33 protein-coding genes and 1 pseudogene are annotated in these 16,690 nt (G+C 69.1%); 30 read left to right on the forward strand and 4 right to left on the reverse strand.

What is annotated here, in order from left to right; translation table 11 throughout:
* Positions 1–337: 337 nt before the first annotated feature.
* From ACZ7P3_RS12570 to ACZ7P3_RS12580, 3 genes and pseudogenes are all read right to left on the reverse strand, one after another.
* A pseudogene (locus ACZ7P3_RS12570) lies at positions 338–481 on the reverse strand (undecaprenyl-diphosphatase); the annotation flags it as partial.
* A complete protein-coding gene (locus tag ACZ7P3_RS12575) occupies positions 472–1,875 on the reverse strand; it encodes an integrase (protein ID WP_472080879.1) in 1,404 nt (467 codons plus the stop codon). The gene ACZ7P3_RS12575 and the pseudogene ACZ7P3_RS12570, both read right to left, overlap by 10 nt.
* A 443-nt stretch (positions 1,876–2,318) precedes the next feature.
* On the reverse strand, positions 2,319–2,789 hold the full coding sequence (locus ACZ7P3_RS12580) for a hypothetical protein (protein ID WP_472080880.1): 471 nt from the start codon (positions 2,787–2,789) through the stop codon (positions 2,319–2,321).
* A 186-nt stretch (positions 2,790–2,975) separates the two neighbouring features.
* Here ACZ7P3_RS12580 and ACZ7P3_RS12585 point away from each other — a divergent pair, with 186 nt between their 5' ends.
* The 21 genes from ACZ7P3_RS12585 to ACZ7P3_RS12685 all read left to right on the forward strand — a co-directional run bounded on the left by ACZ7P3_RS12585 (position 2,976) and on the right by ACZ7P3_RS12685 (position 11,030).
* Positions 2,976–3,278: a helix-turn-helix domain-containing protein gene (locus ACZ7P3_RS12585; protein WP_472080881.1), complete on the forward strand. Its 303-nt coding sequence runs from the start codon at positions 2,976–2,978 to the stop codon at positions 3,276–3,278.
* Entirely contained in the window at positions 3,229–3,600 is a 372-nt protein-coding gene (locus tag ACZ7P3_RS12590; RefSeq protein ID WP_472080882.1) for a hypothetical protein, read from the forward strand. Before ACZ7P3_RS12585 ends, ACZ7P3_RS12590 begins: the two co-directional genes overlap by 50 nt.
* A 174-nt stretch (positions 3,601–3,774) precedes the next feature.
* Positions 3,775–4,056: a hypothetical protein gene (locus ACZ7P3_RS12595; protein WP_472080883.1), complete on the forward strand. Its 282-nt coding sequence runs from the start codon at positions 3,775–3,777 to the stop codon at positions 4,054–4,056.
* Complete coding sequence (locus ACZ7P3_RS12600; protein ID WP_472080884.1) at positions 4,053–4,355, forward strand: hypothetical protein; 303 nt, start codon at positions 4,053–4,055, stop codon at positions 4,353–4,355. Before ACZ7P3_RS12595 ends, ACZ7P3_RS12600 begins: the two co-directional genes overlap by 4 nt.
* Before the next feature lie 29 nt (positions 4,356–4,384).
* Positions 4,385–4,609 carry a hypothetical protein gene (locus ACZ7P3_RS12605; RefSeq protein ID WP_472080885.1) on the forward strand — a complete coding sequence of 75 codons (225 nt, stop codon included), beginning with the start codon at positions 4,385–4,387 and terminating at the stop codon, positions 4,607–4,609.
* Positions 4,606–4,980, forward strand: coding sequence for a hypothetical protein (locus ACZ7P3_RS12610; protein ID WP_472080886.1), 375 nt, complete (start codon positions 4,606–4,608; stop codon positions 4,978–4,980). The genes ACZ7P3_RS12605 and ACZ7P3_RS12610 overlap by 4 nt, the downstream gene beginning before the upstream one ends.
* Entirely contained in the window at positions 4,977–5,159 is a 183-nt protein-coding gene (locus ACZ7P3_RS12615; RefSeq protein ID WP_472080887.1) for a hypothetical protein, read from the forward strand. The genes ACZ7P3_RS12610 and ACZ7P3_RS12615 overlap by 4 nt, the downstream gene beginning before the upstream one ends.
* A complete protein-coding gene (locus ACZ7P3_RS12620; RefSeq protein ID WP_472080888.1) occupies positions 5,156–5,368 on the forward strand; it encodes a hypothetical protein in 213 nt (70 codons plus the stop codon). The genes ACZ7P3_RS12615 and ACZ7P3_RS12620 overlap by 4 nt, the downstream gene beginning before the upstream one ends.
* The gene (locus ACZ7P3_RS12625) at positions 5,365–6,150 is read left to right on the forward strand and encodes a Rad52/Rad22 family DNA repair protein (RefSeq protein ID WP_472080889.1); all 786 of its coding nucleotides are present in this window, start codon (positions 5,365–5,367) and stop codon (positions 6,148–6,150) included. Before ACZ7P3_RS12620 ends, ACZ7P3_RS12625 begins: the two co-directional genes overlap by 4 nt.
* 60 nt (positions 6,151–6,210) lie before the next feature.
* Positions 6,211–6,741, forward strand: a complete 531-nt coding sequence (locus ACZ7P3_RS12630) for a hypothetical protein (RefSeq protein ID WP_472080890.1) — start codon at positions 6,211–6,213, stop codon at positions 6,739–6,741.
* Positions 6,738–7,361 (forward strand): 3'-5' exonuclease, encoded by a 624-nt coding sequence (locus tag ACZ7P3_RS12635; RefSeq protein WP_472080891.1) that lies wholly within the window; start codon positions 6,738–6,740, stop codon positions 7,359–7,361. Before ACZ7P3_RS12630 ends, ACZ7P3_RS12635 begins: the two co-directional genes overlap by 4 nt.
* Entirely contained in the window at positions 7,358–7,687 is a 330-nt protein-coding gene (locus ACZ7P3_RS12640; RefSeq protein ID WP_472080892.1) for a hypothetical protein, read from the forward strand. The genes ACZ7P3_RS12635 and ACZ7P3_RS12640 overlap by 4 nt, the downstream gene beginning before the upstream one ends.
* Entirely contained in the window at positions 7,684–7,992 is a 309-nt protein-coding gene (locus ACZ7P3_RS12645) for a hypothetical protein (protein ID WP_472080893.1), read from the forward strand. The genes ACZ7P3_RS12640 and ACZ7P3_RS12645 overlap by 4 nt, the downstream gene beginning before the upstream one ends.
* Positions 7,989–8,237, forward strand: coding sequence for a hypothetical protein (locus ACZ7P3_RS12650; RefSeq protein WP_472080894.1), 249 nt, complete (start codon positions 7,989–7,991; stop codon positions 8,235–8,237). The genes ACZ7P3_RS12645 and ACZ7P3_RS12650 overlap by 4 nt, the downstream gene beginning before the upstream one ends.
* Positions 8,234–8,608: a restriction endonuclease gene (locus ACZ7P3_RS12655; RefSeq protein ID WP_472080895.1), complete on the forward strand. Its 375-nt coding sequence runs from the start codon at positions 8,234–8,236 to the stop codon at positions 8,606–8,608. Before ACZ7P3_RS12650 ends, ACZ7P3_RS12655 begins: the two co-directional genes overlap by 4 nt.
* Positions 8,608–9,186 (forward strand): hypothetical protein, encoded by a 579-nt coding sequence (locus tag ACZ7P3_RS12660; RefSeq protein WP_472080896.1) that lies wholly within the window; start codon positions 8,608–8,610, stop codon positions 9,184–9,186. Before ACZ7P3_RS12655 ends, ACZ7P3_RS12660 begins: the two co-directional genes overlap by 1 nt.
* Complete coding sequence (locus ACZ7P3_RS12665) at positions 9,183–9,836, forward strand: WhiB family transcriptional regulator (RefSeq protein WP_472080897.1); 654 nt, start codon at positions 9,183–9,185, stop codon at positions 9,834–9,836. The genes ACZ7P3_RS12660 and ACZ7P3_RS12665 overlap by 4 nt, the downstream gene beginning before the upstream one ends.
* Positions 9,833–10,030 (forward strand): transcription factor WhiB, encoded by a 198-nt coding sequence (locus tag ACZ7P3_RS12670; RefSeq protein ID WP_472080898.1) that lies wholly within the window; start codon positions 9,833–9,835, stop codon positions 10,028–10,030. The genes ACZ7P3_RS12665 and ACZ7P3_RS12670 overlap by 4 nt, the downstream gene beginning before the upstream one ends.
* Positions 10,027–10,251, forward strand: a complete 225-nt coding sequence (locus ACZ7P3_RS12675) for a helix-turn-helix domain-containing protein (protein ID WP_472080899.1) — start codon at positions 10,027–10,029, stop codon at positions 10,249–10,251. The genes ACZ7P3_RS12670 and ACZ7P3_RS12675 overlap by 4 nt, the downstream gene beginning before the upstream one ends.
* Positions 10,248–10,574: a hypothetical protein gene (locus ACZ7P3_RS12680; protein ID WP_472080900.1), complete on the forward strand. Its 327-nt coding sequence runs from the start codon at positions 10,248–10,250 to the stop codon at positions 10,572–10,574. Before ACZ7P3_RS12675 ends, ACZ7P3_RS12680 begins: the two co-directional genes overlap by 4 nt.
* Before the next feature lie 132 nt (positions 10,575–10,706).
* Positions 10,707–11,030: a hypothetical protein gene (locus ACZ7P3_RS12685; RefSeq protein WP_472080901.1), complete on the forward strand. Its 324-nt coding sequence runs from the start codon at positions 10,707–10,709 to the stop codon at positions 11,028–11,030.
* A 68-nt stretch (positions 11,031–11,098) separates the two neighbouring features.
* Here ACZ7P3_RS12685 and ACZ7P3_RS12690 read toward each other — a convergent pair whose 3' ends face one another.
* Positions 11,099–11,431: a type II toxin-antitoxin system prevent-host-death family antitoxin gene (locus ACZ7P3_RS12690; protein ID WP_472080902.1), complete on the reverse strand. Its 333-nt coding sequence runs from the start codon at positions 11,429–11,431 to the stop codon at positions 11,099–11,101.
* Positions 11,432–11,538: 107 nt separating this feature from the next.
* On the opposite strand from ACZ7P3_RS12690, the gene ACZ7P3_RS12695 reads away from it, so the two are divergent.
* From ACZ7P3_RS12695 to ACZ7P3_RS12735, 9 genes are all read left to right on the forward strand, one after another.
* Positions 11,539–11,994 carry an HNH endonuclease gene (locus tag ACZ7P3_RS12695; RefSeq protein WP_472080903.1) on the forward strand — a complete coding sequence of 152 codons (456 nt, stop codon included), beginning with the start codon at positions 11,539–11,541 and terminating at the stop codon, positions 11,992–11,994.
* Positions 11,994–12,932: a hypothetical protein gene (locus ACZ7P3_RS12700; protein ID WP_472080904.1), complete on the forward strand. Its 939-nt coding sequence runs from the start codon at positions 11,994–11,996 to the stop codon at positions 12,930–12,932. Before ACZ7P3_RS12695 ends, ACZ7P3_RS12700 begins: the two co-directional genes overlap by 1 nt.
* On the forward strand, positions 12,929–13,315 hold the full coding sequence (locus ACZ7P3_RS12705; RefSeq protein ID WP_472080905.1) for a hypothetical protein: 387 nt from the start codon (positions 12,929–12,931) through the stop codon (positions 13,313–13,315). The genes ACZ7P3_RS12700 and ACZ7P3_RS12705 overlap by 4 nt, the downstream gene beginning before the upstream one ends.
* Positions 13,312–13,935 (forward strand): zinc finger domain-containing protein, encoded by a 624-nt coding sequence (locus ACZ7P3_RS12710; RefSeq protein WP_472080906.1) that lies wholly within the window; start codon positions 13,312–13,314, stop codon positions 13,933–13,935. The genes ACZ7P3_RS12705 and ACZ7P3_RS12710 overlap by 4 nt, the downstream gene beginning before the upstream one ends.
* Positions 13,932–14,135: a hypothetical protein gene (locus ACZ7P3_RS12715; RefSeq protein WP_472080907.1), complete on the forward strand. Its 204-nt coding sequence runs from the start codon at positions 13,932–13,934 to the stop codon at positions 14,133–14,135. The genes ACZ7P3_RS12710 and ACZ7P3_RS12715 overlap by 4 nt, the downstream gene beginning before the upstream one ends.
* 83 nt (positions 14,136–14,218) lie before the next feature.
* Positions 14,219–14,704 (forward strand): ASCH domain-containing protein, encoded by a 486-nt coding sequence (locus ACZ7P3_RS12720; RefSeq protein ID WP_472080908.1) that lies wholly within the window; start codon positions 14,219–14,221, stop codon positions 14,702–14,704.
* A gap of 40 nt (positions 14,705–14,744) precedes the next feature.
* Positions 14,745–15,827 (forward strand): DNA cytosine methyltransferase, encoded by a 1,083-nt coding sequence (locus ACZ7P3_RS12725; RefSeq protein WP_472080909.1) that lies wholly within the window; start codon positions 14,745–14,747, stop codon positions 15,825–15,827.
* Positions 15,828–15,857: 30 nt separating this feature from the next.
* Entirely contained in the window at positions 15,858–16,340 is a 483-nt protein-coding gene (locus tag ACZ7P3_RS12730; RefSeq protein ID WP_472080910.1) for a hypothetical protein, read from the forward strand.
* A gap of 30 nt (positions 16,341–16,370) precedes the next feature.
* A complete protein-coding gene (locus ACZ7P3_RS12735) occupies positions 16,371–16,682 on the forward strand; it encodes a hypothetical protein (RefSeq protein ID WP_472080911.1) in 312 nt (103 codons plus the stop codon).
* Positions 16,683–16,690: the final 8 nt, after the last annotated feature.

Here is a 16,690-nt window from a genome sequence, read left to right on the forward strand (position 1 = left end):
GCAAGCACTGACAGTGCGCTACCGCATGGCTACTCAGAACGTATGGGGTCGGTCACCGCCGTCGGCGTTCGCGTCATCGGTCGGGCCAGACCAGGGGGCATATGCCCTGCCGTGCCGGCGGGCGGAGCAGGGCGCGGTGGCGGTGAAGTACCGGTCCCTGTACGTCGGTAGATCCCCGGGGGAAGCCGCCGAAGCCGCAGGCCAGGGCCAACGCGGCACAGTCGTCGAACAGTTCGGGGAGCCCCGGGAGAAGACGTCGTCCGGGGCCGCCCCGCCCGGCGCACGAGAGATGTCCGAAACGGCTGCGAGAGCCCGGGGGCCGGGAACCGCGAACCGGTCAGCTCGCCGATTCCGCCGCGTGCGGGCTCAGCACGCCCGCCGTGACCAGCGCGATGATGACGATGCCGAGGGCGATGCGGTACCAGACGAACGGCATGAAGCTCTTGTTGGAGATCCACTTCATGAACAAACCTATGACCGCTTAGCCTTGGCGTCCTTGACCTGCAACGCCATCCACCCAGAAAGATCAACTGGGAGAGCAGTGGGAGACGGAGGCGGTTTCCACCCCTCCGGGAGCGTCAACACGAAGCTCTCCCACCGCGCCTGCAACGTCTCCATGATGGACCTCTCCATCCCCGGTGTCACGTTGGAATACAGCCCCTCGACACCGGCCAGCTCGTGGCCCATCCGGGACTCGGTGGCGATACGACTGTGGCCGTCCTCGTCGATCCACTCCTTATGCCCGTGCCGCATCAGGTACTGCCGCTTGCGCTGCCACCGCTCCACGGCCGGCAGCTCCGGCACGGGGCGCCGAGAGTCGACGGTCTGCTTCTGCCCAAGCCGGACACGCTCGAACTCCGCCTTCGCACCCCGACCGTCGGCGAACTTCCGCCAGTAGTGATACGGGAAGTTCGCGTTGATGAGCGGACCGTCATTGATTGAGGTAAACACCCACTCGGACTCCCGATCCGCAAGCACCATCTCCAACAGCTCCGCGAGGAACGGGGGCACCACGAGCGCTCGCCGGGATCCGTACTTCGGCGGATACAGGCCTGGCGCCCCAGTACCTTCCTCCCGCTGATGCTGCCACTGCACGCGGATGGCAGGCAGTAGCCCAGGGCCGTACCGGTCCATGTCGTCTTCGTGGCGTTCCTGGCGGTCCTCTTCTTCCTCGTCGTCCAGCGGGTCGGAGGCGGGCCAGTTGGGGTGGCAGTACTCGGGGCGCAGCCCGTACAGCTCGGCGGGCCGCATGCCGGTCATGGCGAACGTCCACACGTACACGTAGCCGGGGAACCCCCAGAACGCGAGCGCGTTGCACGCGAGCTGGTGCACGTCCTCCATGCGCATGTTGCGCTTCCGCTCACGCGTCTTCTTCTTGTACACGCCGCGGCGCCGCTTCTTCTTCTGCACAGGCGACGCCGACCGCAGACCGTCATCGACGGCGTCGTCCATCATCATGCTGAAGACCAGCAGGATCTCGCCGCGGTACCGGTCACCGATGTTCGGCTGGTCCTCCAACCACAGCACCCAGGCCCGGTACGCGGAGGCCTTGATGTCCGCCACGGCCAGATCGCCCCATCGAGGCTCGATGTACAGCCGGATGTACTGCTCGACGTTCCGCTTGCGCAGGTGGCCGACGCTGATGGTCTGCTGCCACGTCTTGCAGTACTCGGTCATGAGGACGGCGCCGTCGCGGCGGCTCACGTAGCGGTCGTTGCGGATGTCCGACTCGCGATCCAGGCCGTAGGCGACGGCTTCCTCGCGGGTGTCGAACCCGCTCTGACTGTCGTAGATCCAGCGGCCTGTCTCTGGGTGCTTCTTCCCGGTGTTCCACCGGACTCGCCACTTGTTCCCGCGTTTCTCGGGATAGGGCATGCCTCATCCCCCCGATGAGTTGGTGATGTGATCGCGGATTCGCCGGCGTAGCACCCCTGCCGCCGGCCTCCGCGTGCTGACTGCTCTACTCTGCCTGCTCCGTCCGCCCTACGGGGCAGGCGCGGCATTTTCTGCAGTCGATTCCCTGGCTTGCCATCAGTCGCCTTACGCGTGCCTGAACCACACGGTCGGTGGCTGCCGTCGGGGCCAGGATACAAACGATCTCTCCGGCCGTTTCGATGACCCGGGCCATGAATCCGGGCTCGTCGTGCTGGACAACCGTTGCCATGGGCTCCCCCCGTTCTACTCGGGTGAACCCCCCAGGTGGACCGTCAGCGTTGCATGGGGAACTGCCGTGCGTGAAGTGGCGGTTGACGATTCGACAACTCTGAGCGGTCACGATCTGGTAACGGCGAAAAGGTTGTACGCGGAAGGCCTCCAGTTCACAGCTCGGAGGGAAGGATTCCGCGCCTTCGCAGTTCCTCCACGATTCGTTCATTCATGGCCTCAACCTCACCCAGAGTGAGGCCCGGTGCAGTCAAGGTGGCGGATCTCGTGACCACATCCCGCAGGGCATCCTCAAGGACACCCGGGTCGACGCGCGTAATCTGCCCGCCCTCGATCAACTCGGTGCCGTCTTCGAGGACAACGCTGTCGACAGCCCCGTCGAGGACCGCCTTGCAGGAGCCGGCTCGCATACCGAAGCCGATCTCCAGCTTCGCGTAAGTCGTATCCCGCACCCGCTGAGGTGCCGCATCCTTCGTACCTTCGACCTTCCGGTACGTCGTATGCGATACGCCGCACGCATCAGCGGCGGCTTCCTTACTGGCGAAGCCGAGCGCGACCCGCCGCTGCGTGACCAGCGCGGCGAGTTTCTGCAGGTGGCGGACGGCGGCGCCACTGGGGGTGGTCATGGCGCCCATGATGCCAGCGACCGCCAGCGACCGCTAGAAGCACCTCGCTCCGTGACCGTAAGCAAGCGGTAAGTAGGCGCGAACCAACTCCCGACACCTAACGTCCGCTAGCGGAAACTCGCGGCTTCGCCAAGTTACTGCCGCGTACCGCTAGTTTCCGAGACTTTCGTCCGCTACCTTCAATGCATGGACAGACCCCAACCCACCTTCCAGGTGGATGGGGCGGCAATCCGCACACGCCGCAAGGACCTCGGAATGTCCCTGGCCACGTGCGCACAAGCCGCCGGCATCAGCAAGAGCTACCTCACCGAGCTGGAAGTCGGCGCCAAGCAGCACATGCGGCCCCCCACATACGCGGGACTACGCACCGCCCTCCAGATCCAGCCCGACGACCGCCGGCTCCTCGCCCCCCACGAGAGCCAGCCCAGGAAGGACACCGATGGCCGCCAGGAAGGCGCCTCCCGCCGCTCAGATTCCGGCTCCGGCTGAACTGCCGGTGCTGGAGCGCTTCTACAACCTCCGCAATGCCGCAATCCGCCTCGACCTCACTGACCCGGACGACCCCGAGGACAACAGCGGCCAGCGCTGGCTCCGCGACGGCTTCAACCGCCCGGAAGACGGCAGCAAGGGCCGCAAGTTCCCCGGCCGCTACATGGGCCGAAAGATCGTGTTCAGCGAGTCCGACCTTGCCGTCATCGACGAGATCGCCCGCGAGGAGACCGAAGCCCGGTTCAAGGCCAAGGAGCAGATGCCGGTCTCCGCCGGCCGCCCGCGCCGCACTCGCAAGCCTCTGGCTCTCTCCGGCTCCTGAACGACAGCGGGGCCGCCCCGGATGCGACCCGGAGACGACCCCTCGGCAACCCACTGCACCACAGAAAGCGAGTGGATCACCTTGAGTACATCATCTCAGACCCCGATCAGTTTCCGCGCGAGGCAGGACGCCCGTGAGCGGAACGAGCGGGCCTACGAGGTAACGGTCAACGTGATGAACCTGCCGTCGCGGCACGTTGCGGCGCAGGCCACGTCGACGGAGGTCCACGTGTTCGCGACGGACATGGATGTCCTCGCAGCGTGGCTGTACGAGATGGACGGCACGATCACGAAGGTCGACCTGCCGACCGGGTTCACGATGTGGACGCTGCACACGACGACGCTCGCGGACGCCGCTGTGTCGGGAGCGGAAGCGTGCCCGGTGCTGGTGTCGGTGCCGCTGGTGACGGGCGAGTCGGTCATGCAGGAGATCGCCGAGGCGGTGCGGGCCGCGTGAACACGAAAGCGCTGAACTCGCCGGCGGACCTGATCTGCCGGGCGCAGGAGAACGGCAAGCGCACCCCGATGGGGATCGCGATGGCGATCGAGTCGGCTGGTCGTCATATGTCGCCGGAGGCGGCTGTCGAGCTGGAGAAGCTGCGCCAAAGGGTCGCCGACTTGGAGTCGCAGGTAGCGGCGCTGAAGGCGCAGGGGCAAGTGTTGAGCCAGTCGAAGGCCGAGGTTGTTGACGATCCTTACGGCCTGCACCACTCGTACCGGCTGGGCCGGGACCTGCCGCTGGCTGGCCCGCAGTGAGCCCGGCCGCGCACGACACGGCGTGGTGGGTGGTGCTCGGCGCTGGCGGCTGCTCGGTGCTGCTGCTCGGTTCGAGCCTGACGCACATCATCTGCGACGCCGACACCCTCGTCCCGCGCGTGGTGCGTGAACTCCCCGCCCACGCCCAACGGCTGGCCGCCGACGTGGTGGCCGCTACCCGGCAGGCCCTGTTGTGGGCCGCGATCTCCCTCCTGCTCCTCGCTACTCCGCACACCCAGGAGAGTGCCCGATGAACCACTCGAAGAAGCCGTCGCTGTCGTTCGCCCTCGGTGCGAACCACCTGCACTCCGTCCTCCGGGTCGACCGGATCCGCACTGACACCCTCATCCAGCTGGTCCACCACTGGGCGGAACCGAAGGACCGAGACGAGATCATCGACGCGCTCGATGAACTCGCCGCGGTCGTATCCGGCGTGGTCCGTGAGGGCGCGCTGGACGCGGCGATCGTCCAGGTTGAGGACGTGTGCGGGATGGACACCGCTCAGATCGAGGTGTCGATCTCGGACACGCGTCGGCTGTTGGCCGAGGTGACTGAGGTGGCGCGGCGGTTGTCGCGGTTCAACCCGAAGCGGCTGCTGCCGGGGCAGCGGGGTGCGGCAGCATGACCGCGCTTCAGCCTGAGATCTCCGCGCTCGTCGCCCGGCAGACCGCGCAGCAGCTCGCCACCGATCTGGAGACGCTCCGCCTGTCCCTGCCGCTGGACGATCCCGACCGGCACGCCCTCGACGCCGTCGACGTCACGTGCGCCCGTCTCGCCCCTACCTCCAACGGCGGTGCGGCGTGAAGGCCGTCGTCTCCACCGCGGTCCTGACCATCGCCTTCGTGGTCTGTGGCGGCCTCGGCGCCCTCGCTGGTGTCCTCGCCAGCCTGCCGTTCCACGGGGCTGCCCGGACCGCTGTATGGACCGTGGTCGGATCCGCCGTCGCCATCGGAACCGGCTACCTCATCGCCCGAGCCACCACCCGTAGCACCTGGAAGGAGGGGGCCCAATGAGCCTCACCGACTACCAACTCAAGACCCTCCTCGCCCCCGTCAACCCCAAGCGCGTCGGCCAAGTCCGCGGTATGGCCCACATGGAAGCCTGGGACATCCGACGCCAACTCATCCGTGTCTTCGGATTCGGCGGCTATTCCATCGACACCCTCGGCCTCGACCTCGTCGCCGAACGTGAGACGAAGAACGGCGACCGCTCCCGATGGACCGTCGTGTACCGGGCGCAGGTCCGGCTCACCGTCTACGGCGCCGGCGGCACCGAGCTGTCGCACTGGGAGGACGGCGCGGCTGGCGACTCGGTGAACCAGCCGAGCCTCGGCGACGCCCATGACATGGCGATGAAGACCGCCCTGTCTCAGGCGATGAAGCGTTGCGCAACGAACCTCGGTGATCAGTTCGGCTTGTCGCTCTACAACAACGGCTCGCCAGCGCCGGTGGTGCAGTGGTCGGCCGCGCACCCGCCAAAAGAGTCGGACACCGCAGTGGCGCCGCCGCTGGACCAGGATCCGCAGGTGCAGCCGGAGCCGACGCCGCCCACCCCGACCGCGGCCCCTGAACCGTCGCCTTCCCCGGCGCCCACGGTGCCCCCGGCACAGGAGAGCGGCCCGGCCGACGACCGGCAGGTGGCACTCGACGAGATGGAGGCTGCGGCCAGGGCCGTGAACTTCGAAGCCGGGTTGCCCGACCAGTTCCAGTCCACGTTCGGCCACGCGATCGAGCAGGGCACTGCAGCTGAGTTCCGCGAGGCGACCGCCCTTATGCGCGGTACCGACGCCGCCTGATCCGTCGCATGCGCAGGGGCGCCCCGCGGCTATCGGGGCGCCCCACCCCTAGGAGACCACATGAACCTCAAGGAAGCAGCAGCGCGGGAGGCCGCGTTGAAGACGCTCCTCGACACCGTCAAGGACGCCTACGACGACGCCCGCAAGGACACCCGCGCCGCCCTCGAAACCGCCGCCGAGGAGACCGGCGTCCGCCAGGTCGCCGTCAGCCTCCCCGACGGCCCGGACATCGCCACCGTCAGCCTGTCGAGCGGCGAAGCCGCCGCCAAGGTCACCGACGACGAGGCATTCACCACCTGGGTCCGCGACAACTACGCCACCGAGCTGGAGCGGAAGTTCGTCACCACCGTCCGCGCCGCGTTCGTCGACCGGCTGCTCAAGGAGATGACCGCCGCCGGCGCCGCCGAATACGCCGACCCGGAAACCGGCGTCATCCACGAGGTGCCCGGCGTGGAGATCGCCCCGGCCCGCGCCCGCACCCACAACGTCCGCTTCAAGAAAGACGGCCGCCAGCAGGTCATGGCCGCCTGGCGCGAGGGCCGCCTCACCGCCGCCATCCTCCCCGAACTCACCGCAGGAGACGACCAGTGACCGCCATCGCCTTCGTCGACACCGAGACCACCCACCTGGACGCCGAGATCGGCGAGGTGTGGGAGGTCGCCGTCATCCTCCGCAAGTTCGAGGACAACAAGCACACCGACACGGAATACGTGTGGCAGTTCAACCCCAACCTCACCGTGGCCGATCCCGAATCGCTCCGCGTCGGCCGCTTCCACGAGCGGTTCAAAGTCCCCTTCGGCCTGGACGTCGACGCCGCATTCACCGGATACGAGGACGGCCGTATCGCCCCAATGACCCGCGCGTCGGCTGTCCGTGCTGTGCTTTCCATCTTGCGCGGTGCCGTCCTGGTCGGCTCGAACCCTGGCTTCGACGACCGGTTCCTGCGCAAGTTGCTCGGCGCCGGTTCCGCACAGTGGCATTACCGGCCGGTCGACATCGCAACCCTGGCGGCGGGCTACGGCTACGGCGTGGCGGCGGCCACGCAGTTCCCGGGCAACGTCGGGGAGATCGTGCGCTTCCCGTTCTCGTCGCGCGGCTTGTCCCGCTCGGTCGGTGTCGAGCCGCCCGGTGACGACGTGGCGCACACCGCTCTCGGTGACGCCCGCTGGGCCCGCGACGTCTTCGACGCCGTGACGGGCGGTGCGTCATGAGGCTCGTCAGCGCTTCCAAGTACGTCGACCTGCAGTACCGCTACCAGCGAATGACCGAGGCCCGAGAGACCGCGGACAAGCTCGCCGCTGAGCGGCTGTCCACGATCACCCGGCAGGCCGAGGAGATCACCCGCCTCCGTGACAGCCACCCGACCAGCCCGGTCCGTGAACCGCAGCCGATCCAGGGTGACGCCGAGCTTCGCCGTCAGCTCCGTCTCGCGCAGCGGGCGCAGCGCGAACTCAGTGCCCAGCTGGACGCCGCGCAGGACGCGAACGTCTCCCTCACCCGCGAGCTGCACGACCTCCAGCAGGGGGCGGCGTCATGATCGACAGAATCACCGCGGGCGCTGGCGCACTGATGGGCTCTCTCGTCGTCGGCTCGCTCGCTGTCCGCTGGGCCGTCAGCCCGGCCCCTGAGCGGGGCCGGCACCGGGCGCCGCGGGTCCGGACGGTCCTGGACGAGGCGTCCCTGGACGAGCTGCTCGGGCCGTGGCCGGCGCCCGCCTACGGAGCGGTTGTGGCACAGGCGTGGCGGGACTGCCCGACCTGCGCGCAGACGACCGCGGGTGTGGTGCAGCGGGATGGCTGGTGGTGCGGGCAGTGCCTGACCCCGTCGGGGGGTGCGGCATGAGCCTGGTGATCAACATCGGCTACGGGGTCGCCATTGTCCTGCTGGCCATCGCCATCTGGCGGAGCAGCCGCAGCCGCAGGCCGTCCGAGCAGCAGCGCGCCGCCGCAGCCCGCAAGCGCGTCGGGCTCGACAGGCACGACGTCGGCCCGGACAGCCTCCGCCTCCTCGAAGACCTCGACACACACCTGAAGGCCTACGCCGAAACCGTCGCCACCTTCTACGACACCACCCCGGGGGACCGATGACGACACCTGCCAAGCCCCGCTCGAACTACCACCGCGGCCGGGACCTCGAACACCGGGTCCGCACGCACCTCCGCGAGGAGGGCTACGAGGTGCTCCGCACGGCCGGCTCCAAGTCGAAGGTGGACCTGGTCGCGATCAAGACCGGGCAGATCCTCTTCGTCCAGTGCAAGCGGTCCGGGGCGCTCCCGCCGGCCGAGTGGAACGCCCTGTGGGACCTCGCCCAGATGGTCGGCGCGATCCCGGTGTTGGCCGAACAGCTGCCGCGGGGCCGCCGGTACTGGCGGCTCACCGGCCGCAAGGACCGCCCGGGCGCCCGGCAGCCCTACACAGAGATCGTCCTGGACGAACTCGCCGCGGGGGTGACGGCCTGATGCCCGCCCACGCCAACGCCACCCGCGAACAAATCATCGCCGCCCTCAAACAGGGGCACAGCATCTACCGCATCAACCGCGAACTCCGAGTCGACCGCGCCCGCGTCCGTGCCATCCGCGACGAAATCGGCGCCCCCGTCCACGTCCGGATCGCCGCAACCCGCACCATCGAAGACAAGTGGCACGAGTACGCCAAGCCAGTCGACGGCGGCCACATGGAATGGACCGGCGAACGCAGCACCAACCGGGCAACACCGCTGCTCTCCTTCAAGGAACGGCACTACACCGCCGCAGCGATCGCCTTCCGGATCCGCACCGGCCGCGCCCCGCAAGGCCAAGTCTTCGCCGACTGCGGGACGAAGCACTGCGTCGCCCCCGACCACGTCGAGGACGCACCCGGCCGGCGCCGCAACCGCGAACAACTGCGCTACCTCCGCGGAGGCCGCGCCCTCCCCACGGTCTGCCACAACAACCACGACCAGAACGAACACGGCCGGATCACCACGGACGGCCGCTCCTACTGCAACACCTGCAAGCGAGCCCGCGACGCGGCCAACCGGAAGGCGGTGGCCTCATGAGCCACTACAACGGGGCCGTCCCCGAAACCAAGCGCAAGACCGACTGGCGAGACAACGGCGCCTGCGCCGGCCAGAACCCCGAGCACTGGTTCCCCAAGCCCGGCAACGTCGCCGCCGTGCAGGCCGCGAAGGCCGTCTGCTTCGGCTGCGCGTCGATGCTGCAGTGCGCCGGTTTCGCCCTAACCACGGGCCAGGAGACCGGTGTGTGGGGCGGACTCAGCGAAGGCCAGCGCACCACGATCCGCAAGAAGTACAAGCTGCACCAACTGGATAACCCGGAAACCGTGCGCACTGCCGTGCACCAGGCGCTCCAGCCGGAACTCAACCCCGTCGAGACGCTCCGCGACTTGTGGGAGAAGCACAGCTACGACCTGCCGGGCGGCCACATCGGCTGGCGCGGACCCACCGGCGGCAGCTTCTCCTTCCGCGGCCGCGCGCTCACCCCGAAACAGTTGGCGTTCCAGGTCGACCGCGGGCACAAGGCGGTCGGGATCCTGCGCCGGGCGCCGGAGTGCCCAGTCGTGGAGTGCATCAACCCGCGGCACCTCCTCGACAACCAGGAGCGGTATCAGCGGAAGCAGGCCGCCGAGGAGGCCTCGGTACGGGCTGTCGCGCAGGCGCAGTACGCCGAGGACGCGCTCGCCGTATGACCGGCTGGCTCGGCGGTCTCCACGTGCACCGCATGGAACGCGGTCAGGTCCCGGTCGCGGACCTGCTCTGCACCGCCTGCTGGCACCACCGCCGAGCCACCGGCCACCAGGCCGTCGCCGACTTCATCGCATCCCAGCCGATCACCCAACACCAGGCCATCTGCCCAGCCACCCACCCCAAGGAGACCCAATGAGCTACGGCAGGAACCCCGCCATCACCGGCGAAGCCCGCACCGCCCTCGCCAACGACCTCGCCGAGCGCTACCGCAACGGCGCCAGCATCCGCGACCTGGCCCGCCGTACCGGCCGCTCCTACGGCAACATCCACCGGCTCCTCGGTGAAGCCAGCGTCGAACTCCGCAGCCGCGGTGGCGACCAGCGGTCCATCGGCCGCCGGACTTGGAGCGCCCGGTGACCGCCCCGGTGCAGCCCACCCTCGACGGCACCCTCCCGGTTGTCGCCCCCGACTACCACAGCTGGTGCGACCAGGTCCGCCCCAAGTTCGTCGAGGTCGCCGAGACAGGCCGCCGGTTCACCACCTTCGAGGTGGCCAAGGAATACGACCTTCCCGAACCGCCGTGCCCTCGCGCCGACTGGGGCAATTTCGCGCAAGCCCTGGCCCGCGACGGCGTGATCGAGCACCGCGGATTCGACCGCAGCAGCCGGCCCACCGGAGAGAAGTCCGCCGTCGCCGTGTGGCGCGGCACCCGGGCGGCGCAGGCGGGACGCGTCGCATGACCTGCGGCAAGTGCGGTGCCCCCGTCCCGCCGAACGCCGGGTTCTGCAAGGGCTGCTCGGCACCCATCGGCCAGTAACAGCGAAGCCCCGCCGGGCCGAATCCGGCGGGGCCAACCCCAAGGAGAACACGACATGGGCATGTACCACTCCACCTACTTCGCCTACGGCTTCCAGATCCCCGACACCGACAGCGACGTCCTCGAAGAAACGCTGAAAGACCAGCCGGGGGACGCCCGCGTCGGCTACCTCCAGGCGGGCAACTACGACCGGGACATGACGTTCCTCGTCACTGAGTGCACCGAGGTGCGCCTCGGTGACCACCGCAAGGTCAAGCCCGAATCGTTCCAGACGCCTGAGATCGAGGCGTGGAACACGGCGCTGACCGAGGCCGCAGCCCGGCTCGGCGTGCACACGGGGTTCGAGCCGGGCTGGTTCGTCGTGCCCGACCTGAGCTGACTGGCGGCAGTAACAGCGAAGCCCCGCACCACACGGTGCGGGGCCCGGAGAGAGGGGAGGGAACGGTGTCAGGACTCGGCAGAGCGCTTGGCGATATCGAGTGCCTTGCACAGGTAGCGATGCCCCTCCTGGGCGGCTGGCTCGGCACCTTCGTCCTGGGCGATCTGCTCCAGCATCGCGATCATCCCGCGGTGGCGTACCGCCTGTTCGTAGAAGTCGGGCGGCACTACGTAGGCGGCGCGCGCACCGCGCTCGGTGAAGGCCGCGGGCCGGCCTCCGTAGCGGACGTCGCGCAGCAGCTGGGTGAGGTTCGCGCGGGCTCCGGTCATGGAGACCTCTGCCACGCCGTCCTCTGCGATCGAAATGCCCTGCTCAGCAGCCATGGCCAGAGTGTAAGTCATTGCCAATCCTTCCATTCTTTCCAATCTTTAAAGTAGTATGGCAGTGCGAGGTCGCCGCTGCCAAGACGCGCAAGCCCGATGAATCCGCACGACCGAAAGAAGCCCCGATGGCTCTGCTGAAGATCGATAGCCGGACGTCGACGCACCCCGACATCACCATGGCGGGCAATGCCGCGACCGGCCTGTGGGTCCGACTGGCCAGCTGGGCCGTGCGGTACCACCCAGGCGACTGGCGAGTGCCCGCCGAACTCGTACGCAGCTACGGCACCCCCGCACAGATCCGCCGCATGGTCGCGGCCAGCCTCGCCACGCAGGACGGCGACACCTACGTACTCGCTCCCGAACTCCTCGACTGGTGCCGCAGCGACACGCGCGCCGCCATCCCCGAGGAACAGCGCCGCCGCATCTACGAACGCGACGGCAACGCCTGCCTCATCTGTGGCACCACCGAGGACTTGACCCTCGACCACATCTACCCGTGGTCTCTCGGAGGCCCCGACACCGACGACAACCTCCGGACGCTCTGCCGTCCCTGCAACAGCTCGAAGGGGGCCAAGGTCTGATGCCCTGGGTCAAGCTGGACGACCGCTTCCCTTCGCACCGCAAGGTCGCGCTCCTGCCCGACCGCGCCTTTCGGCTGCACGTCTCCGCGATCTGCTGGTGCTCCGAGAACCTCACCGATGGCCGGATCTCCGACCGTGAACTGCCTCTCGTTGCCAAGGTCCGCGGGCTCAAGTCAGCCGCGAAAGAGCTTGAGGACGCCGGCCTGTGGGACCGGAGCGAGGGCGGCTGGGAGATCCACGACTACCTTGACTACAACCCGTCCCGCGATCAGGTGCTGGCCGAGCGGAAAAAGAACGCCGAACGGCAGGAGCGGTTCCGCCAGCGGAGGAACGGGAAGCCGGTCCCGCCCGATGGTAACGGCGTTACACGGGACCACTCTGACACCCCTGAATCGCACGACGGCGACACGAATGCAGCACGACGGCGACACGACGGCGACACGACGGCGACCGGAAGTGGTGCCGTTTGGGCGACGGAATCGCAGGTCAGCGAAGTTCGTAACGGCGTTACTAACGACGCCCCGTCCCGTCCCGTCCCGACCCCACCTCTATCTATGGCTGATGTAGATGGGGGAGGTGCAGGTAGTAGGGCGGCTGATCTTGACTCCCTCGCGCCCACCCCGATCGAAGTCGACGGCTTCCAACTGACCGACTCCATGCGCCGCTGGGCCCACCGCGACGGCTACGCCGCCCTCGTGGACATCGACTTCGTCACCGCCCAGTTCATCTCGCACTACCGATCCACCGGCGCCCGCCGCAAGAGCTGGCCCGACGCCTGGCAGAAGTGGATCCGCGAGGAAGCCAAGCGCACCACCGACCGCCGCCCGGCCTTCGGCGCCTCCAACGTCATCGCCCTCCCCGGCCAAGCCCCACTCACCGGCACCGACGCCCGCGTGGCCGGCTGGCTCGCCCTCGCCTCAGGAGACGACACCCAGTGACTCCTCGCCGTGGCAACGCCCACGACCACGCCTACGACACCGAGACCTTGCAGGAGAAGGCCGACCGTATCCGCGCCGAGCAGGGCCTGCCGCCCGAGACGAAGGAAGGTCCGCAGCCCTGCCACTGGTACGACGACGGCCGCGGCGGACGCTTCCTCATCCCCGGCTGCATGACCCGCGTCACCAACCCGGACGTCGACCAGTGCTCCTGCAAGACGATCGAGGAGCAGCTGGCCGATGCCCGAGACGAGATCGCGAAGCTGAAGCAGACCCGCGACGGACTCCAGACCTGGCACGACCACATCTGCCGCGCCGTGTACGACCACGCGGATGGCACCCAGATCATGAAGCGCGCCGCCGACCGAGCGGGGATCGGCCGATGACCCCGGACGAGGCTGCGCGCCTCCTCGCTGCCTGCGCCGCGTTCGACAACCGGCAGCCGTCCGAGATCGCCAAGCAGGCCTGGGCCGCAGCCCTCCGCGACATTCCCCTCGACAACGACACCTTCGACGCCGTCGCCCGCTACTACAGCGCGCCCGCGCAGCCCGGCGAGACGGGGCGCCGATGGATCGAGCCGCATCACGTCCGCACCACTCGCAGCAAGATTCGTGAGGAGCGGCTCGGCCCGACGATCCCCGCCTACGAACCCCCCGTACAGCCGGAGACCGGCGCCGACTTCATCAGCCGCCGCCGCGCCCAACTCACCGCCATCGCCGACGGCCGCGAGACCGCGATCCCCGTCGGCGAGCTGACCGGAGGACCGCACCTCAGCGTCGCCCGCCAACTGACCGCAGTCGGCCGCGACATTCCCAACGACGAGTCGTACATGCCGGCCGACTTCCGCGAACAAGTCGGCATGGAAGCCCGACCGCCCGAGCTGTCGGTGCCCTGCCCCAAAGCGGGCTGCCGCGCCCCCGCCAGACAACCGTGCAAGACGCCACACGGCCGCCGCCGCGCTCAAGCCCACCAAGCCCGCATCGACGCCGCAGGAGGCACCACATGAGCCCCCTCGATCGCCTCCTCGCCGAGACCATTCCGAGCCGCCCCGCACCCCCACCCCACCGGCCAGCCCGGAACCAGCCCCGCGGCGACTGGACCCAAGCCGAGCGAGACGGCCACTGGAAAGCCCTCTGCGCCGCCGTCCGCAGCCCCAACGAGCAACGCCCCACCCAACCCGCCAACGCCCGCCAGAACGCCGCCTGAGCCCCACGGCACCACCTGGCCAAGGCACCTGGCACGCCGCCTGACCGGCCGCCCCACACCCCGACACCCCAAGGAGCAACACCGTGACCACCGCCACCGACACCTACCGCGGCCTCACCATCAAACAACCCTGGGCCTTCGCCATCGCAGAAGGCTTCAAGTCCACCGAAAACCGCAGCCGCCGTACCCACTACCGCGGCACCCTGCTCATCCACGCCGGCCTCACCGTCGACCACAGCGTCTCGATCGTCCGGTACAGCCGTGACGCCGCCATCCGCTTCGACGAACTCGGCGGGCCGCTCAACTTCTGGGACGCCCGCCACCAGATTCCCAGCGCCTTCTACAAGCCGCAGCCGACGCTCGCCCTGTCCGCGGTCATCGCCACCGCGCGGCTGGCCGGCTGCCACGAGGCCGTCGACGGCTGCTGCGCACCGTGGGGGCTGCCGGGCCAGTGGCATTGGGAGCTTGCCGACATCCGGCCCCTGCAGCGGGCGGTCGCGAAGACCGGAGCGCTCGGCCTGTGGAAGCCCGCCCCCGACCTGCTCGCAGCGGTAGCCGACGCCGTCTGAGCACCCTGTCAGCGCACCCCACACCACCACGGAGGAACACATGATCGTCGACCTGTTCTCCGGCCCCCGCGGCTGGTCCGAGGGCCTCGGCTTGCTCGGCCTCACCGACATCGGGTTGGAGTGGGACACCGCCGCCTGCCGCACCGCGCACGCCGCCGGCCACCTGACTGTGCAGTGCGACGTCGCTGCCTACCCGACCGCACCGTTCAAGGGCCGCATCAAGGGCAAGATCTCCTCGCCGGTCTGCACGCCGTTCTCCCAGGCGGGCAAACAGGACGGCATCGTCGACCTGCCGCTCGTCTACCAGGCCGTCCACGACCTGGCCAACGGCCACGACACCCGCGCCGAGCTCAAGGCCGCCTGCAAGGACGCCAAGTCGATCCTGGCCGCCGAGCCGATGCGCTGGCTGCACGATCTCCGCCCCGAGTGGGTGTGCATGGAGCAGGTCCCGGCCGTCCTCCCGCTGTGGCAGCAGTACGCGGGCATCCTCCGTGGCTGGGGGTACAGCGTGTGGACCGGTGTCCTCAACGCCGCCGACTGGGGCCTGCCCCAGACCCGGCGCCGCGCCATCCTCATCGCCTCCCGCGTCCGCAAGGTCACCGCCCCCGACCCGACACACGGCGAGAACACCGAGACCGACCTCTTCGGCGTCGCCCGACTGCCGTGGACGACCATGGCCGACGCGCTCGGCCTGGAGCCGGGGCTCCGCGTCAACACCCGCGGCGCCCGCAAGACCCAGGGCGGCAACGACTTCCCGTGCGACGCGCCCTCCTGGACCCTCACCGAGAAGGCCCGCTCCTGGTGGGTGCTGCGTCAGGGCAAGCGGAGCAATGCCACCGTTCGCCGCCTGGACCAGCCCGCCGGAACCCTCGTCGCCGGCCACGCCCGCCACGACTACCAGTGGGTCAAGGTCGACGGCCGCGGCGACCTGGAGAAGCGGCCTCTGCTGATCTCCGAGGCCGCCGTACTGCAGGGCTTCCGGCATGACCACCCGTTCCACGGCAGCGAATCGAAGCAGTTCCTGCAGATAGCCAACGCCGTCCCGCCGCTATTGGCCGCGCACATCGTGTCGGCTGCTACCGGCCAGCAGTTCCTCGCCACGCAACTCGACACAGCCGCCTGACAGCCCGCCTTCCACCCGAAAGGCCACGCCATGACCCCGCTCACCGACCAGCAGCTCGACGAGATCCAGGCCCGCGCCCAGGTCGCCACCGACGGACCGTGGGAGCGCTACGAGAAGTACGGCCCCGACTTCTTCGCCTGCACCACCGGCTCATACCTCCGCGGCGTCGGCACCTTCAACTTCGGCGACGGAACGGACGCCGCCGCGGACGAGGAGTTCGTGAAGTACGCCGTCGAGGACGTCCGCGCGCTCGTCGCCGAAGTCCACCGCCTCCGCGCCGAACTGGCCACCGCGCGAACCACAGCGCTGGCCGAGGGCGCCGCCGCTATCGACCACCTGCGCGCCACCATGCTCGCCCCGCCGGTGGCCGACCGGTACGCGACGGGGCTGTCTGGAGCCGCCGGGGAGCTGCGCCGCATGGCTGCCGCCGGGGAGACGCACGTCGTCGCCGACGACAGCGACGACCCCGAGCACGTCGACGACTGCCCCGGCTGTGAGGCCGCCGCTCCGTGAGCCGGCCCCACATCACCCAAAGGAGACCCGATGAGCATCAGCGAATGCCCGGACCACCCCGGCACCCGACTCGTCAACGACTCTTGCCCCAGCTGTGCCTGGCACAACTCACGCGAAGACCAGCAGCTCGACGAGTACGCCGTCCTCGCCATCACCGCCGACCACAACGGCGACCTCGTCGATCCCGCCATCGTCACCGCGCTCGTCGACGAGGTCCGCCACCTGCGGCAGCAGCGGACCTTCCTCATGCGGCAGCTCGCGAAGAAGGACGCCCGGAGCGGCGAGGGCGACCGGAGGCTGCGCGAGTTCCTCGGCGGTGACCAGCCGCCTGCCGCTCCGTGAGCCGGCCC

The organism is Streptomyces sp. NPDC107581 (genome assembly GCF_055657175.1).

Coding starts and splice junctions, on each gene's coding strand:
- ACZ7P3_RS12575 (WP_472080879.1), bottom strand. CDS start 1,875: ATGCCCTATCCCGAGAAACGCGGGAACAAGTGGCGAGTCCGGTGGAAC.
- ACZ7P3_RS12580 (WP_472080880.1), bottom strand. CDS start 2,789: ATGACCACCCCCAGTGGCGCCGCCGTCCGCCACCTGCAGAAACTCGCC.
- ACZ7P3_RS12585 (WP_472080881.1), top strand. CDS start 2,976: ATGGACAGACCCCAACCCACCTTCCAGGTGGATGGGGCGGCAATCCGC.
- ACZ7P3_RS12590 (WP_472080882.1), top strand. CDS start 3,229: ATGGCCGCCAGGAAGGCGCCTCCCGCCGCTCAGATTCCGGCTCCGGCT.
- ACZ7P3_RS12595 (WP_472080883.1), top strand. CDS start 3,775: ATGAACCTGCCGTCGCGGCACGTTGCGGCGCAGGCCACGTCGACGGAG.
- ACZ7P3_RS12610 (WP_472080886.1), top strand. CDS start 4,606: ATGAACCACTCGAAGAAGCCGTCGCTGTCGTTCGCCCTCGGTGCGAAC.
- ACZ7P3_RS12615 (WP_472080887.1), top strand. CDS start 4,977: ATGACCGCGCTTCAGCCTGAGATCTCCGCGCTCGTCGCCCGGCAGACC.
- ACZ7P3_RS12625 (WP_472080889.1), top strand. CDS start 5,365: ATGAGCCTCACCGACTACCAACTCAAGACCCTCCTCGCCCCCGTCAAC.
- ACZ7P3_RS12630 (WP_472080890.1), top strand. CDS start 6,211: ATGAACCTCAAGGAAGCAGCAGCGCGGGAGGCCGCGTTGAAGACGCTC.
- ACZ7P3_RS12640 (WP_472080892.1), top strand. CDS start 7,358: ATGAGGCTCGTCAGCGCTTCCAAGTACGTCGACCTGCAGTACCGCTAC.
- ACZ7P3_RS12645 (WP_472080893.1), top strand. CDS start 7,684: ATGATCGACAGAATCACCGCGGGCGCTGGCGCACTGATGGGCTCTCTC.
- ACZ7P3_RS12650 (WP_472080894.1), top strand. CDS start 7,989: ATGAGCCTGGTGATCAACATCGGCTACGGGGTCGCCATTGTCCTGCTG.
- ACZ7P3_RS12655 (WP_472080895.1), top strand. CDS start 8,234: ATGACGACACCTGCCAAGCCCCGCTCGAACTACCACCGCGGCCGGGAC.
- ACZ7P3_RS12660 (WP_472080896.1), top strand. CDS start 8,608: ATGCCCGCCCACGCCAACGCCACCCGCGAACAAATCATCGCCGCCCTC.
- ACZ7P3_RS12665 (WP_472080897.1), top strand. CDS start 9,183: ATGAGCCACTACAACGGGGCCGTCCCCGAAACCAAGCGCAAGACCGAC.
- ACZ7P3_RS12670 (WP_472080898.1), top strand. CDS start 9,833: ATGACCGGCTGGCTCGGCGGTCTCCACGTGCACCGCATGGAACGCGGT.
- ACZ7P3_RS12675 (WP_472080899.1), top strand. CDS start 10,027: ATGAGCTACGGCAGGAACCCCGCCATCACCGGCGAAGCCCGCACCGCC.
- ACZ7P3_RS12685 (WP_472080901.1), top strand. CDS start 10,707: ATGGGCATGTACCACTCCACCTACTTCGCCTACGGCTTCCAGATCCCC.
- ACZ7P3_RS12690 (WP_472080902.1), bottom strand. CDS start 11,431: ATGACTTACACTCTGGCCATGGCTGCTGAGCAGGGCATTTCGATCGCA.
- ACZ7P3_RS12695 (WP_472080903.1), top strand. CDS start 11,539: ATGGCTCTGCTGAAGATCGATAGCCGGACGTCGACGCACCCCGACATC.
- ACZ7P3_RS12700 (WP_472080904.1), top strand. CDS start 11,994: ATGCCCTGGGTCAAGCTGGACGACCGCTTCCCTTCGCACCGCAAGGTC.
- ACZ7P3_RS12710 (WP_472080906.1), top strand. CDS start 13,312: ATGACCCCGGACGAGGCTGCGCGCCTCCTCGCTGCCTGCGCCGCGTTC.
- ACZ7P3_RS12715 (WP_472080907.1), top strand. CDS start 13,932: ATGAGCCCCCTCGATCGCCTCCTCGCCGAGACCATTCCGAGCCGCCCC.
- ACZ7P3_RS12725 (WP_472080909.1), top strand. CDS start 14,745: ATGATCGTCGACCTGTTCTCCGGCCCCCGCGGCTGGTCCGAGGGCCTC.
- ACZ7P3_RS12730 (WP_472080910.1), top strand. CDS start 15,858: ATGACCCCGCTCACCGACCAGCAGCTCGACGAGATCCAGGCCCGCGCC.
- ACZ7P3_RS12735 (WP_472080911.1), top strand. CDS start 16,371: ATGAGCATCAGCGAATGCCCGGACCACCCCGGCACCCGACTCGTCAAC.